This window comes from Treponema sp. R80B11-R83G3, assembly GCF_054786115.1.
On sequence record NZ_BDHF01000017.1, the window covers coordinates 1 to 14,378 of the forward strand.

14 protein-coding genes and 1 pseudogene are annotated in these 14,378 nt (G+C 43.5%); 13 read left to right on the plus strand and 2 right to left on the minus strand.

Going from position 1 to position 14,378, the window contains the following annotated elements; genetic code table 11:
* Both ACYVRH_RS04200 and ACYVRH_RS04205 read right to left on the minus strand, forming a co-directional pair.
* Positions 1-247, minus strand: a pseudogene (locus tag ACYVRH_RS04200) (hypothetical protein); the annotation flags it as partial.
* A complete protein-coding gene (locus ACYVRH_RS04205) occupies positions 222-473 on the minus strand; it encodes a hypothetical protein (protein ID WP_461255674.1) in 252 nt (83 codons plus the stop codon). The pseudogene ACYVRH_RS04200 and the gene ACYVRH_RS04205, both read right to left, overlap by 26 nt.
* A gap of 339 nt (positions 474-812) precedes the next feature.
* Here ACYVRH_RS04205 and ACYVRH_RS04210 point away from each other — a divergent pair, with 339 nt between their 5' ends.
* The 13 genes from ACYVRH_RS04210 (at position 813) to topA (ending at position 14,378) form a co-directional block, all read left to right on the plus strand.
* Positions 813-1,295 carry a division/cell wall cluster transcriptional repressor MraZ gene (locus tag ACYVRH_RS04210; RefSeq protein ID WP_461255675.1) on the plus strand — a complete coding sequence of 161 codons (483 nt, stop codon included), beginning with the start codon at positions 813-815 and terminating at the stop codon, positions 1,293-1,295.
* Entirely contained in the window at positions 1,292-2,248 is a 957-nt protein-coding gene (gene rsmH, locus ACYVRH_RS04215; protein WP_461255676.1) for a 16S rRNA (cytosine(1402)-N(4))-methyltransferase RsmH, read from the plus strand. Before ACYVRH_RS04210 ends, rsmH begins: the two co-directional genes overlap by 4 nt.
* On the plus strand, positions 2,241-2,534 hold the full coding sequence (locus tag ACYVRH_RS04220) for an FtsB/FtsL family cell division protein (protein ID WP_461255677.1): 294 nt from the start codon (positions 2,241-2,243) through the stop codon (positions 2,532-2,534). Before rsmH ends, ACYVRH_RS04220 begins: the two co-directional genes overlap by 8 nt.
* Positions 2,524-3,921 (plus strand): UDP-N-acetylmuramoyl-tripeptide--D-alanyl-D-alanine ligase, encoded by a 1,398-nt coding sequence (locus ACYVRH_RS04225; RefSeq protein ID WP_461255678.1) that lies wholly within the window; start codon positions 2,524-2,526, stop codon positions 3,919-3,921. The genes ACYVRH_RS04220 and ACYVRH_RS04225 overlap by 11 nt, the downstream gene beginning before the upstream one ends.
* Complete coding sequence (gene mraY, locus ACYVRH_RS04230; RefSeq protein WP_461255679.1) at positions 3,911-4,990, plus strand: phospho-N-acetylmuramoyl-pentapeptide-transferase; 1,080 nt, start codon at positions 3,911-3,913, stop codon at positions 4,988-4,990. The genes ACYVRH_RS04225 and mraY overlap by 11 nt, the downstream gene beginning before the upstream one ends.
* Before the next feature lie 13 nt (positions 4,991-5,003).
* Positions 5,004-6,173: a putative lipid II flippase FtsW gene (ftsW, locus tag ACYVRH_RS04235; protein ID WP_461255680.1), complete on the plus strand. Its 1,170-nt coding sequence runs from the start codon at positions 5,004-5,006 to the stop codon at positions 6,171-6,173.
* Complete coding sequence (locus ACYVRH_RS04240) at positions 6,163-6,978, plus strand: cell division protein FtsQ/DivIB (protein WP_461255681.1); 816 nt, start codon at positions 6,163-6,165, stop codon at positions 6,976-6,978. The genes ftsW and ACYVRH_RS04240 overlap by 11 nt, the downstream gene beginning before the upstream one ends.
* Positions 6,978-8,243, plus strand: a complete 1,266-nt coding sequence (gene ftsA, locus ACYVRH_RS04245; protein WP_461255682.1) for a cell division protein FtsA — start codon at positions 6,978-6,980, stop codon at positions 8,241-8,243. The genes ACYVRH_RS04240 and ftsA overlap by 1 nt, the downstream gene beginning before the upstream one ends.
* Before the next feature lie 64 nt (positions 8,244-8,307).
* Positions 8,308-9,588, plus strand: coding sequence for a cell division protein FtsZ (ftsZ, locus tag ACYVRH_RS04250; protein WP_461255683.1), 1,281 nt, complete (start codon positions 8,308-8,310; stop codon positions 9,586-9,588).
* Position 9,589: 1 nt separating this feature from the next.
* The gene (locus tag ACYVRH_RS04255) at positions 9,590-10,495 is read left to right on the plus strand and encodes a tyrosine recombinase (protein ID WP_461255684.1); all 906 of its coding nucleotides are present in this window, start codon (positions 9,590-9,592) and stop codon (positions 10,493-10,495) included.
* Positions 10,496-10,501: 6 nt separating this feature from the next.
* Positions 10,502-11,251: a tetratricopeptide repeat protein gene (locus ACYVRH_RS04260; protein WP_461255685.1), complete on the plus strand. Its 750-nt coding sequence runs from the start codon at positions 10,502-10,504 to the stop codon at positions 11,249-11,251.
* Positions 11,244-12,218, plus strand: a complete 975-nt coding sequence (gene dprA / locus ACYVRH_RS04265; RefSeq protein WP_461255686.1) for a DNA-processing protein DprA — start codon at positions 11,244-11,246, stop codon at positions 12,216-12,218. The genes ACYVRH_RS04260 and dprA overlap by 8 nt, the downstream gene beginning before the upstream one ends.
* Positions 12,219-12,227: 9 nt before the next feature.
* Positions 12,228-14,378 (plus strand): type I DNA topoisomerase, encoded by a 2,151-nt coding sequence (topA, locus tag ACYVRH_RS04270; RefSeq protein WP_461255687.1) that lies wholly within the window; start codon positions 12,228-12,230, stop codon positions 14,376-14,378.

Sequence of the window (14,378 nt, forward strand, 5' to 3'; positions counted from 1 at the left end):
CCCATACGCACAATTCTTTGCCCTGCGTAATAACTAGCTTGCCGGTTGAGGCAAACTCTTTTACTTTTTTTATTAGAGGGCCAAAACTCCCCGTTTGAACTTCGATATATTCGCCGTCTTTTCTTATGCCGTCAGCGACAAAAGTCCCTACTTCGGCTTCAGTCTTGCCTCCTGGGCCGGCATATTGAAATTTTAACGTGCGGTGAAGGGAACTTTCATTATTAGTGCCTATTTTTCGTGTATTCAAGTAATTCCTCGGCGCTAAGCAAGTCTAAAAAATGGTAGGTCTCGCTTACGCCTGTTCTTTCTTCGGTTTTTATCGCGGCAACCTTAAAGACAATCATCCTGTTGGTCGGCAAGGGCAGGCTCAGCACGTTGCCGTTCATGTCAACAAGGGAGTTAAACGGCAGCCGCCCCTGTACCTCTTGAATATCGCCTTCGGGAAAAACTATGTAAAATTCGCAAATTTGCATAAATAATCATACCAAAATGGCGAATTTTTCGCAATATTTTTTTTTGTACTACTCGAATGTATAGTTAAAAATGCAAGGTCATCGCGGTTATTTTATACTACTCAAATGTATAGTATGACAAAAAAACATTCGCAATTATTTCTCTTTTACTACACTAATGTATAGCTAAATACGCGAATTTATCGAATTTTCCCCATGTACTACATAGGTGTATAGTTAAATCAACATTTTTTTTCATTTTTTTGAAAAAAAAATCTTCAATAGTGTTGCGTTATTTTTTATTCCGATCAATACTGTAAGTGTCATTTAGTGACATAACCTAGAATACTGAGGATTATCGTGGAATTTCAACTACAAACTGGTACATTTGAATCTACTCTTGATGATAAAGGTAGAGTTGTTATTCCCGCTCCTTTGCGCGAACTCTATACCGGCAAGCTAGTTATTACGCAGGGCAAAGAATTGTGCGTATGGGTCATGCAATCCGCCACTTACCAGAGACTCCTTTCAAAATTCAAGAAAAAATGCGAAGAAAGGGCACTTAGTTCCGAAGAAATCGAGGCTTTTCAATACCAGCATGAAAGTACGGCATTTTCAGTGGAAATCGACCCAAAAACAGGGCGAATTCCCGTTCCAGCGTTCCTGCGTTCTTACGCGAATTTAACAAAGGACTGCCTTGTTGTGAGTATCAATAAGCATCTTGAGATTTGGAACGCGGACTACAATAAAAACTTCATGGAAGAGGTCAGGCTTATTAACAAGAACACCCATAAAAAACTTCTTGGTAAAGTTAATTTCTTTTCGGATGAGGATGAAGAATGACAAAGTATTATCACACGCCCGTTATGCTGAATGAAGTTCTCGAGTTGCTCGGACCGAAGGGAGAAAATGGGCTTTTTATTGACTGCAATACCGGCGAAGGCGGCCACAGTTATTCGATGATGTCAAAGTATCCCGATTTAAAATTGATCGCCATAGACGCGGATAAAGAAATTCTTGAGATCGCTAAAAAAAGGCTTGAGTCTTTTGCCGACCGTATTTATTTTTATTGCGGCTGGTCTTTTGATCTACTGACCGATTATCCTTCTCAGTTTAAAAGGCCGGATAGAATTTTATTTGATTTGGGCATTAGTTTTTATCATTACAAAAAAAGCGGCAAGGGCTTTAGCTTTGAAAAAGACGAGTATCTTGATATGCGCCTTGATACTTCAACGGGGCTTACTGCGGCTGATCTTCTTGCGCGTCTTCCCGAGAGGGAATTGGCTGATCTGTTTTACAATAACGCCGATGAGCGTTATTCGCGGCGCATTGCTTCGCTAATTGTTAATGAAAGGCAAAAATCGACTATTACGACAACTTCGGCTCTTGCCAATTTAGTGGAAAGAGCGGTACCGGCTTCTTACAGGCACGGACCTATTCATCCCGCGACAAAAGTTTTTCAAGCATTGCGTGTCGCGACAAACGGGGAGCTTTCACGGCTTCCATCGATCCTTGAGGCGGCGTTAAGGCTTCTCGAGCCGGAGGGGAGGCTCGGGGTGCTGACTTACCATTCTATCGAGGATAGAATCGTAAAAAATTTCATGCGGACTATGAACAAAGACTGTATTTGTCCGCCAAATGCGCCGATTTGTAAATGTGGGGGGCACCGCTCAATCAATATCATTACAAAAAAAGGCATTACTGCAGGAAAAGACGAGATTGAGCGGAATCCTCCTTCCAGAAGCGCGAGATTTCGCGTAGCGGAAAAAGTTTTAGACGAGGTTGATGATGATTAAACGGTTTTTACTGCTTTATTTTCTTGTTCTCACCATACCGCTTTGCCTTGGCATTTTGGTCTGGCAGTCTAACCGTTATCAAAATCTTGTAAAAGAATTGGAACGCCTTGATAAGTCGCAGACCGAATGGATCGAAAGCAATAAAAGGCTTATTGCCGGAATTGGCGAATATTCGTCTCCGGAAAGAATAGAGAGTCTCGCAAAAAGCGAACTTGATTTGCAAAAGATACCGCCTGAGTTTTTTCTTCAGGTAAAAATAATGGGGGGAAAGGGGCATGGAGACTGATTTGATGGGTATCGGCGAGCTGTCCGGTTTGCTGGGAGCGCGTCATATTTCATTTGCGCCTAATTTAAGTTTTTCTTCAGTAGCCATTGATTCCCGCGCCGTTAAAGAAGGCGCCCTTTTCTTCGCCCTTGCCGGCGCTTCGCAAGACGGTCATAAATTCGTGCAGACTGCTTTTAACTCAGGCGCAAGGGGCGCCGTCGTCGATTCTTCAAAACTGGAAAGTTTCGATTTAATTAATGCCGCCCAAAAAGCAGGCAAAGATTTAATCGTAGTGGAAAATACTTTAAAAGGCTTGCAGAATTCCGCAAGAGTCTATCTTGAGAAATTTCCCAATTTAAGAAAAGTTGGCATAACTGGCTCATCGGGAAAAACCACAACAAAAGAAATTACAGCGGCGATTATCTCATGCGAAAAAAATACCGTTATGAACAAGGGGAACCTTAATTCTGAGACGGGGCTTCCGTTATCAGTATTTGAAGTCCGCGCCTGTCATGAAGTGGGAGTTTTCGAACTTGGAATGAACAGGCAAAATGAAATATTTGAAATTGCCGAAGTTCTTAAACCAAACGCCGCATTAATCACAAATATAGGTTCCGCGCATATCGAATATTTCGGCAGTAAATCTAAAATTGTTAACGAAAAGAAATGCATTTTTAAATTTTTAAAAGACGGCGACATTGCCCTTATTCCCGAAAATGACGAGTACGCGAAAGAGATGGCGGATGGCGTTACGGGAAAAGTTAAATTTTACAGTCAGGATAATTTTAAGGAGTTTGAAGGATGCAGAAGCCTTGGTTTGGAAGGGACTGAAATTATCTGGGCGGGGGAAAAAGTACATTTTGCCCTGCCGGGGAAACACAGCCTTGACGACGCTATTGCCGCCATAGCGATAGCGAAAGAAATCCCAGTTTCAGATAACGCGATTATCAAAGGGCTTGAATCGGTTAAGCAGATTTTTGGCAGGCTTGAAATATTAAACGGAAAGCGGGCGACCGTTGTGCGCGATTGTTACAACGCAAATCCTGAGTCTTCTGCAAAGAGCGTTGAATTCTGCGATTCGCTTGAATGGCCGGGAAGGAAAGTTTATGTAATTGCCGATATGCTTGAATTGGGAGACAGTTCTGTTTTAGAACATGAAAAATTAGGTTTTCATTTGTCAGCGTCTTCCGCGAAAAAAGTTTTCCTGTTCGGCAATGAAATAAAAACTGCCGTGCGCGTCATGGAAGATAACGGCAAAGCGTTCTTTTATTCAAGCGATATAAATGATATTTCGACAGCAATTGACAGTTATGTGAAGAAAGGCGACCTTGTGCTGCTTAAAGGATCACGCGGTTGCGCCCTTGAAAGATTAACCGAAATGTTAACGGGGGTAAGCGATGTTTCTTGAATTCCTGGATTTCTTATTTAATTATTTTTCCCCGTTCCGCGTATTCTCGTATTTGACTTTCAGAGGCGCGTTTGCCGCCCTTACCACCCTGTTAATTTGTTTTATCTTCGGCGGAAAGATTATTGAGCTTTTGAAAAAGTTAAAAATAGGGCAGTCCATCCGCGAAGACGGACCACAGACCCATCTTGCCAAATCGGGAACGCCGACTATGGGTGGGACGTTTATAATTCTTTCCGTCGTAATAGCAATGCTGTTCTGGGGCAATTTGCATAATAAAGCCATCTGGATAACGATGGGCGCGTTCATGGCTTTTGGCGCCGTCGGGTTTGCCGATGACTATTTAAAAGTTATGCGACATAATTCAAAAGGGCTTGCGGCGCGGGTAAAACTCGCCGGACAGTTTGTAATCGCGATTACAATCGTTTTAATAATTTATTTTACTGGCGGCGAGAATATAACAGCCCTCTACATTCCCTTCTTTAAAGAGCCTGTTTGGGATATGGGCTGGCTATGGATCCCGTTTGCGGTATTGCTTGTCGTGGGCGAATCAAACGCGGTAAATTTCTCCGATGGTTTGGACGGCCTTTTGGCCGGTTTGTTAATTTTAGTTTTTCTTACGCTGTCGATCCTTACATACATTACGGGGCGCGTTGACTATTCCACATATCTGGGAATACCTTATATCCCCGAAGCTGGAGAACTTACCGTATTCTGCCTTGCTGCGACGGGCGCCTGCGTAGGTTTCTTGTGGTTTAACGCGCACCCCGCCGATTGTTTTATGGGGGATGTCGGAAGCCTGTCGCTAGGATGCGTAATCGCGGTTATTTCGTTAATGACGAACAAGGAAATATTACTGCTTGTAATCGGCGGAGTCTTCGTTATTGAAATTGTATCGGTGATCCTGCAAGTAGCGTCTTTTAAATTGCGGAAGAAGAGAATTTTCCGTATGGCCCCGCTTCACTATCACTATGAAATGCTTGGCTGGTCGGAAAACAAGACCGTTATCCGCTTTTGGATACTGGGCGGTTTGTTCGCCATTATCGCACTATCAACTTTAAAAATTCAATAGGAGAAGGATGTATATGTTTGACGCGGAGAGAGCGCAAAACCAAAATACGGCAAACCTCTTTTGTTTATGCGTGATACTGTTATTTGGAATGGGGCTTGTAACGCTCTATTCAGCGTCATACTCTTTCGCGGCGCGATTTTTCGGGGAAGGAAATTATTTTATTGTAAGACAGTTGATTTACGGCGCGGTGGGAATTGTCCTTTTTATTTTTTCTTTGCTGATTAATCTTAACGTACTTAGGAAATTTTTATTGCCTCTTGTAGTCATCGCCGCTTCTTTATGTGTTTTAACATTTATACCAGGCATAGGCGTTGAACGCTATGGCGCATCACGCTGGATAGAATTCGGCATATTCACTTATCAGCCGTCGGAGATGGTGAAATTTGCGCTTCCGTTGTACCTTGCCCATCTGCTTGATAAAAAATCAGATAACCTTGACAATTTTTATTCAGGCATTCTGCCGCCGGTTCTGGTTACGGGAATTTTCTTCGGTCTTATTTACAGGCAAAATAATTTCTCTACCGCGATTTTTATCGTCATAAACGCTTTAATAATATTTTTCCTTGCCGGCATCCGTTACCGTTATTTCTTTGCGGCGATTACAATGATTATTCCGATTTCCGCGCTTTTAGTTTTTACCAAAGAGTACAGGGTCAGGCGGCTGGTCAGTTTTTTAAAGCCCCAGTGGGATCCGCTTGGCGCGGGATTTCAGGTTAACGCCAGCAAAGACGCTATTGTTTCAAGCGGTTTATTTGGGCGGGGCGTCGGGGAAGGCACGCGCAAGTTGGCGAGTATTCCAGAGATTCACTCGGATTTTGTTTTTAGCGCGTATGTCGAAGAAACGGGATTTATCGGCGTTCTGTTATTTTTTGCCTTGTTTGTCGTTTTCGCGGCACTTGGATATAAAGCCGCTTTGGACAGCAAGACTTTATTTGGAAGGTTATTGGCGGCGGGATTAACCACTCTAATCGTGTTTCAGGCGATGCTGAATACGGCTGTTGTTTCCGGGGCTGTTCCGGCAACAGGAATACCGCTTCCCTTCTTTTCCGCCGGAGGCTCTTCGCTTATTACGACGATGATTTGCGCCGGTCTTATAGCAAATGTGGCAAGAAATAAAGTCGAGACGGCAGGCGGAAAAGCAAAATCAAATTACGAAGTATCGGAGGATGATAATGACTACTGAATATTATTATGAAACTTCTGATACGGCAGTTTCAAAAAAGAAATCTAATGAGAAAATTGAAAAGGGCCTTAAAAGCCTGTTAATTATAGCCGTCATTATTTTATCTGCGGAATTAATTTGGCTCTTCGGCGTAAGCCCGTTTATTCCCTTCTCATCCGTTGAGGTTCACGGATTTTCCGGCCTAACAAGGCCTCAAATTCTTTACCTTGCCGGCATTGACGACAGCTCTTCATATTTTTCAACTAACGTTAATATTGTCAAAGAAAAACTTTCTTCTAACATTCTTGTTGAATCGGCCGTTGTAATAAAGCGTTTTCCCGATAAACTGTCAATCTATTTAAATCCGCGCCAGGCCGCCGCCGTTACATTGGCGAATATAAATTCAAAACAAGTAATGATTTATATTGACAGACAAGGAGTGTTTTACAAAATAGAAAGCGGCGATTTGCGGGAAAAGCCCAATATTCCCGTTATTTCTGGAATTGAAAATCCGCAGCTTAATATGCGTCTTCCTGTGGCGCTTGTTCCGTTAGCTGAAAATCTAGGTAAAATTTCCGTATCATCGCCTGAATTGTTATCCGCTATCTCCGAGATACGGATCGAAAGAAAAGCATGGAACGGTTATGATCTTGTTCTTTTCCCCGTTCATAGCGGCATAAGGGTAAGAGTGGAGAATAATTTTACGGAAGATACGCTTAGGTATATGCTGCTTATGTTAAATGTGTTTGAAACGGATGATAAACGTCCGCAGGAAATTGATTTTAGGTCTGGCATAGGTTCTTATAAAGTAGAGGAGTTGTCTTGATGAATAGTGGAATAGTAGCGTCGTTGGATATTGGATCAACATACGTGCGCGTCATTATTTGCGAGCGAGACGCGGACGGGCGCTTAAAAATAATCGGTTCAGGTCTGCGGCCTTCCACAGGTTTAAGAAAGGGAGTGGTTGTAAATATCGAGGCTACCGTTCACGCCATAGAAGCGGCGATTGAAGACGCGGAGATGATGAGCGGGCTTGAAGTAACCGACTGCTGGACGGGAATAGGCGGAAACCATATAAACGGGATAAATTCCCGAGGCGTTGTCGGAGTAACGGGAAAAAAACGCGACACAAGAGAAAGAGAGATTGGGCAGGAAGATATAGACCGCGTAATTGAAGCTGCAAAAGCCGTTGTAATACCTACGGATAGGCAGATATTGGAAGTAATACCGCAGAATTTTAAAGTGGATGATCAAAAAGGGATAAGAAACCCCATGGATATGCTGGGAGTGCGCTTGGAATCGGAAGTGCATATAATTACATGCAGCGTGACAGGAGGGCAGAATTTAATTAAGTGCGTCAACCGCGCGGGTTTCCGCGTTAATGAGCTTATTTTACAGACCCTTGCCGCCGGACGCGCCGTTCTTACGCAGGAAGAAATAGACCTTGGCGTCGCGTTAGTTGATCTTGGAGGGGGAACGACGGATATGCTCGTTTACGTGGAAGGCGCCCCGTATTCAACCTATACGATACCCGCCGGCGGTACGCAAGTTACAAGCGACATATCAATTATTAAAAATATTTCCGTTGATAATTCTGAGAAGATTAAAATTGACGCGGGATGCTGCTGGGACGCGATGTTAGATGAAGATGAGACAGTAATCGTGCCTGGAGTGGGGGGAAGACCCCCGATAACAATTCCCCGTTCGCAGATACTCGCGATTATTAAACCTAGAATGGAAGAAATATTTAAGCTGATAAAACAACATCTTGACTCGCTAAATCTACCGCGTCCGCTTGGAGGAGGCGCTGTATTAACAGGCGGCGGGGCGCAGTTGTCAGGCGTTGTTGATCTTGCGAACAGCATATTAAAACTGCCGGCTAGGCTTGGAAGTCCTATACCGTCTCAGGATTTGGAGGGATTGGTGGAAGAATACCGGACGCCCTCTTATGCCACAGTCATTGGGCTTGCGCTTGAGGGAAACCGAAGGGCGGGCGTTGATTCAGGCGAAAGAGGCGAGCGGCACGGGGAAAAAAAGAACGAAGCTCTTATTGGCAAGTTAATATCTTGGCTTAAAGAGGAGTTCGCTTAATCTGAAAATATAAACGTTGTTTTAAAGTCAGATAAGAAAAATTTAATTGGGAGGGGTTAAAAAGATGAATGTTTTTGCAGTATGTGAGAAACCGCAGGTACTACAATTTAAACCGCAGGAGGCGTCCGTTTCTCTAAAGGTTGTTTCAGCCAATGAAAACAGGGAGATTATTAAAGCGCGTAACGATGTTCCGGCTGTAATAAAGGTAATATCCCTGGGCGGCGGAGGCGGAAACGCGTTAAACCGCATGATTGAAGCTAATATAGCCGGAGTTGAATTTATTGCGGCTAATACGGATATTCAGGATCTGTATAAAAAGAGCAGGGCGAAGGTTAAAGTGCAAATTGGCGCCGAGATAACAGGAGGACGCGGGGCGGGAGGAAATCCCGAAAAAGGGGAAAAAGCGGCGATAGAAGATCAGGTGGCGATTGCCGAAGCGTTAAGGGGCGCGGATATGGTTTTTATCACCGCTGGAATGGGCGGCGGAACAGGAACAGGATCGGCCCCGATTGTCGCAAAAATCGCAAGGCAATTGGGCGCCCTTACGGTAGCCGTAGTTACAACGCCTTTTGAATTTGAAGGCCGTTATAAAATGAGGCTTGCCGAAGAAGGGATCGCGAAACTGCGCGATGAAGTTGACACTTTAATAGTTATCCCGAATCAGCATCTTTTTAAAGTTGTTGATAATAAAACAACGTATAACAAAGCCTACATGATAGCTGATGAAATACTGTGCCGTGGAGTGCAGGGAATATCGGAGCTTATTACCGAAACAGGGTATAAAAACACTGATTTTGCCGATGTTGAAACGGTCATGAAGGGCAAAGGCGACGCGCTAATGGGCATTGGCTATGGCACCGGTGAAAACAGGGCGCAGGACGCCGTTAAAAACGCCATTGACAACCCCCTTCTTGAAGATACAAGCATAGACGGAGCTACGGGAGTTCTTGTTAATATCGTTGGGCCTGATGACATAACGCTTGTTGAAATACATAATAGCATTCAATCTATAAGGGAAAAATGTGATCCGGAAGTAAACATTATTCACGGCCTTCGCATAGAGCCTGAATTGGAAAACGCTGTTCAGATAACGCTTATCGCTACAGGTTTTAACGGTAAAAAACGCATGGATGAAAAACAAAGCGAACTGAACAAAATTCCCAATCCGGATTTTATTGATTACAATGAATTTGAAGGAATGGTTGAAAGAACAAAAAAACCGGAATATCTTTCATATCTGCCACAGCGTGAATATCAGGATGATCTGGACGTGCCGTCCATTATAAGAAAACATAATTACAGGACGGAAGAAAGACAGGTTTTGGAAAGAGTGGAGAAATATTAGTTTGAAAAATTCAGAACTTCTTGCCAGATACTGTTCTCGTCTTATAGCGATAGAGCGGCTCGCATTACTTACAAAAGAATGTTACCGTCTTGAGATAAAGTGTTTTCTTGAATATCTTGAATCAAGAAAAATTTCACTTTCTAAAACAGACGCGGCATTTCTTACAGAATATCTTGTTATGCGCGGTAATGCGGATAAAATAAAACCTCGTTCTGTCGCAAAGGCTATTTCCGCGCTCAGATCTTTTTACAGATTTGCAGAGGATGAAGGACTGGTAGAAAGTAATCCGGCGGATGTTCTTGAAAGCCCCAAACGAAAAATTAATATTCCCGAGGTAATGGACAGGAAAACTATAGAAAATCTTTTAAATGTTATAGACACGTCAAAACCGCAGGGCTGCCGAGACAGATGTCTTTTTGAGTTAATTTATTCGGCGGGACTGCGCGTTTCTGAGGCCGTGGGGCTTAACATAAAAGATGTTGATATCGGAGGAGGAGTCGCAAAGGTTAAGGGAAAAGGCAATAAAGAACGTATTGTGCTTTTTGGAAAAGAGGCCGCAGATCAGCTAAAACAATATTTGCAATACGCAAGGCCTAAGCTGGCGGGAAAAATAAACAAGACCAATGCGCTTTTTATCGGAAGAAACGGCAACCGCCTCTCCAGAAAGGGCATTTGGAAAAATTACGCGAAATCCGCCTGCCTTGCAGGTACGTCGTCGCATATTCACGCATTACGGCACAGTTTTGCGACTTCGTTATTGGCGGGAGGGGCGGATTTAAGGACGGTACAGGAACTTTTAGGGCATGCCGATCTTGGCACAACTCAGATTTATACGCATGTGGATACGTCAATCTTACGGGAAAATCACCGTCGTTATCTTCCCAAATTACATAAGACGGAAGGGTGAGATTATATGACAAGACTAAAAGAAATATTAAAAGCTATTCTTGTTGTTGCCGTGATAGGTACGGTCTTTTATTTTGTATATCAAAACGTAAATACAAAAACTCACAGGGAGTTGGCAAAACGCATCGCTGAATTAAGCCCGAAAGGCGGCCCACCTGAAACAATTGACGGTTTAAGAAAAGCAATCGCGTTATACGAAGATCAGATCGAAAGGAACGTAAGGGAAGGCGCTCAAACCGGCGTTTACTGGAAAATACTGGCTATAAGGCTTGCGGATAAAAAAATGCACAATGACGCGCTTAACGCGTTTGAAAGGGCAATTTATTATAATACCGAAGACCCGACGATTTACTATTTAACAGGAATTTCAGCCGCGTCAGCAGCAAAATCACTTGTAGGATTTTCTACGGGAGAGCAGAAAGAAAAAGACAGATTGTATAAACTTTCCGAGAATTCGTATTTGCGCGCGATGGAACTTGACGTTACATATACAAAGCCAATGTACGGCATAGCAATATTGTATATTTTTGAACTTGACAGGCCGCAGGACGCAATTCCGTATCTTGAGCGTTATCTGAAAATAAACGTCTCTGATATTTCCGCAATGTTTGTTCTGGCGAGGGCGTATTATTCTACGGAAAATTATTCAGGGGCGGTTGAATTATACGATAAAATTATCAGCCGCACAAAAGATAAAAAGATCAAAGAAGAGGCTCAAAACAACAAAGATATAATTCAGGGGATGATATATGAGTAAACGCGGTTTGCTGGATTTAATAATTTCTCTTTTACCGGATCTAAAAATAACGGAAAAAATTTCGTTATTGCAAGTCTTTGAAGACGAAGAAAAATTATTTGTCCAGACTAAAAGAAGCATGGAAGAAATTCTAGGTCGCGAATTACGTGAATTTTGGGATATTACGGAAATTCATGAAAAGGCGGGAAGTATTGACACAACTTGCAGAATGCGCTCTATTAAATGGGTATCATGGAATGACGCTGATTATCCGCCGCTTTTAAGGGAATCCTACGATCCGCCGGCCGTTATTTTTTACATGGGAAAGCTTCCAAACCCTGAAAAATCGCTTTTGGGAATGGTCGGTACAAGGAAACCAAGCCCGCAGTCTGCGGAACAGGCGTATAAAATTGCAGGTAACATCGGCAGGGCGGGAATATCGGTAATATCAGGCCTTGCCTTGGGAATTGACGCAATGTCCCACCGGGGCAATCTTATCGGAAGCGCGCCGGGATACGCGGTATTGGGATCCGGCATAGACCAGATATATCCTTCCGTGAACAGGCCGTTGGCAAAACGGATATTGGATTCGGGCGGCGCGATAATTTCCGAGTATCCGCCCGGAGTGCGTCCGAGCAAATGGACGTTTCCGGCGAGGAACAGAATTATCGCCGCCATGTCGCGGGGGGTGTTAATTGTGGAAGCGCCTAAAAAATCGGGAGCGTTAATTACTGCCGGCTTCGCGCTGGAGCAGGGAAAAGACCTTTGGGTCGCTTCCTGCGGATTGCGGGAAGACGGGAAATTTGACAAAAGAGGAACGATTAAACTTGCGCAGGACGGGGCGGAAATAATTAATTCCGCGTGTGAGGTGCTATATAAATGGAATATGGCGGCGGCGGAATTTGATTATAATACGGCTGAGAAATCAGGGGCAAACAAAAATGAAATTATCCATTCAATGGCTAATTTTTTAAAAATTGAAATTTAAGGATGCGGTATGACGGCTGAAAAAACTGTAAAAAAGAGTCCGGCAAAAAAGAAATCATCAAAACCGGAAAAACAAGTATTGGTGATCGTGGAATCTCCGGGAAAAGTGAAAACTATTGAAAAATATTTAGGGCCTTCCTACAACGTGAAAGCGTCGATGGGCCATCTTATTGATCTGCCCAAATCCAGAACTGCGATAGACGTGGATCATAATTTTGAGCCTGAATATATCACAGTCCGAGGAAGGGCGAAAATTTTAAAAGAATTGCAAATGGACGCGAAAAAATCCGGCAAAGTTTTGCTTGCCTGTGATAATGACCGCGAAGGGGAGGCAATCGCGTGGCATTTGCGTAACGCCATTACCGCAAAAACTGAAAAAGTTCCCATTGAACGGATCAGTTTTAACGAAATAACGCCCCAAGCCGTTAATGACGCGGTTCTTAATCCGCGCGGCATTGATGAAGACAAAGTTGCCGCCCAAAAAGCGCGGCGCGTTCTTGACAGGCTTGTAGGCTACAATCTTTCGCCTCTTCTTTGGAAAAAAGTAAAGAACGGCCTTTCCGCCGGAAGAGTTCAATCTGTCGCGTTACGCCTTATCTGCGAAAGGGAAAAAGAAGTTGACAATTTTATTCCGGAAGAATACTGGACTCTTGAAGCGGATTTTAAAGCCGGAAAATCAATTTATGCTTCCCAACTTGTTCTTTGGAATAACAGCAAACCGGAGCTTAAAAGCGAGGCGGAAGTCAAGTCAATCATAGAAAAAATTCAAAACAGTGATTTTTTGGTTTCCGACGTCCGTGAGACTGATAAAACAATCAGGCCAAAAGCTCCGTTTACCACATCGCAATTACAGCAGACTTCTGCCAATCGTTTGGGTTTCACATCACGCAAGACAATGCAGGTGGCGCAACAGCTTTACGAAGGCGTGGGCATCGGCGCTTCTCGCGTCGGTCTTATTACTTATATGCGTACCGACAGCGTCCGTATTTCAAATACCGCCATTGAAGACGTTAGAAATTGGCTTGTGAAAAATTTTCCTGGCGACTTGCCCGAAAAACCTGTTGAATACGCGGTTGGCAAAAATGCGCAGGACGCCCATGAAGCCATAAGGCCCACATACACGGAATACACGCCTGAATCAATTAAGGAATACCTTACAAAAGATCAGCTCCGCCTTTATACGATTATCTGGGAGAGATTTGTTTCAAGCCAGATGAATAACGCGAAAAGCAGAACTGTCAGCGTTGACATTAAGGTTACGGCAGGGCAGGATGAAGGGCTTTTCCGCGTCAGCGGAACCAAACTTCTTGAGAAAGGGTTTTATAAGGCGATTAAACTGCTTTCTTCCAAAGAGGAAAGCGGCGGTTCATGTCCGGCGCTAAAAACAGGCGATAATTTAAAAGTTGAAAAATTTAAAACAGAACAGCATTTTACGCAGGGGCCGGCGCGTTATTCAGACGCTTCAATCGTGCGCATTCTGGAAGAAAAAGGCATAGGCAGGCCTTCAACTTACGCGTCAATTATTTCTGTTTTATTGGACCGCTACTATGTTACGCGATCAAATAAACAGTTGGTGCCGACAGTGTTGGGCAAACTGATAAATGAAGTGCTGGTTGAACACTTTCCGCATTATGTTGACGTTGATTTTACCGCGTCAATGGAAACAAAGCTGGATGCAGTTGAAGAAAACAAGGTTAGCTGGCCTGACATGATAAGGGAATTTTGGCAGCCGTTTAAAACTACCGTAGACGACGTGAGTAAAACAATTGAATCGTACAAAGGCACTTTGGATGAAAAAACTGAATTTGTCTGTGAAAAATGCGGAAAACCGATGTTAAAAAAACTCGGGCGTTTTGGATTTTTCCTTGCGTGTTCAGGTTTTCCCGAATGTCGGAATACAAAATCAATTCCGCTGGCGAAATGCCCCAAATGTAACGGCGATATAGTAGCGAGAAAAACCAAAGGCAGGGGCAAGGAATTTTACGGCTGTACAAATTATCCCGAATGTGATTTTATAAGCCACTTTAAGCCGATAAATCAGAAATGTCCGAAATGCGGTTTTTTCATGGTGGAAAAGTATGACAAGAAAAACGGCGCGCATAAGGCGTGCATAAATCCAGATTGCGATTATTTGCACAGCGCGGATGATAACGAGGAGTAA

Excerpts from the sequence above, each read along its gene's own strand:
- ACYVRH_RS04240 (WP_461255681.1), top strand. The coding sequence starts at position 6,163 with ATGACTACTGAATATTATTATGAAACTTCTGATACGGCAGTTTCAAAA.
- ftsZ (WP_461255683.1), top strand. The coding sequence starts at position 8,308 with ATGAATGTTTTTGCAGTATGTGAGAAACCGCAGGTACTACAATTTAAA.
- ACYVRH_RS04220 (WP_461255677.1), top strand. The coding sequence starts at position 2,241 with ATGATTAAACGGTTTTTACTGCTTTATTTTCTTGTTCTCACCATACCG.
- dprA (WP_461255686.1), top strand. The coding sequence starts at position 11,244 with ATGAGTAAACGCGGTTTGCTGGATTTAATAATTTCTCTTTTACCGGAT.
- topA (WP_461255687.1), top strand. The coding sequence starts at position 12,228 with ATGACGGCTGAAAAAACTGTAAAAAAGAGTCCGGCAAAAAAGAAATCA.
- ftsW (WP_461255680.1), top strand. The coding sequence starts at position 5,004 with ATGTTTGACGCGGAGAGAGCGCAAAACCAAAATACGGCAAACCTCTTT.
- ACYVRH_RS04260 (WP_461255685.1), top strand. The coding sequence starts at position 10,502 with ATGACAAGACTAAAAGAAATATTAAAAGCTATTCTTGTTGTTGCCGTG.
- ftsA (WP_461255682.1), top strand. The coding sequence starts at position 6,978 with ATGAATAGTGGAATAGTAGCGTCGTTGGATATTGGATCAACATACGTG.
- ACYVRH_RS04205 (WP_461255674.1), bottom strand. The coding sequence starts at position 473 with ATGCAAATTTGCGAATTTTACATAGTTTTTCCCGAAGGCGATATTCAA.
- mraY (WP_461255679.1), top strand. The coding sequence starts at position 3,911 with ATGTTTCTTGAATTCCTGGATTTCTTATTTAATTATTTTTCCCCGTTC.
- ACYVRH_RS04225 (WP_461255678.1), top strand. The coding sequence starts at position 2,524 with ATGGAGACTGATTTGATGGGTATCGGCGAGCTGTCCGGTTTGCTGGGA.
- rsmH (WP_461255676.1), top strand. The coding sequence starts at position 1,292 with ATGACAAAGTATTATCACACGCCCGTTATGCTGAATGAAGTTCTCGAG.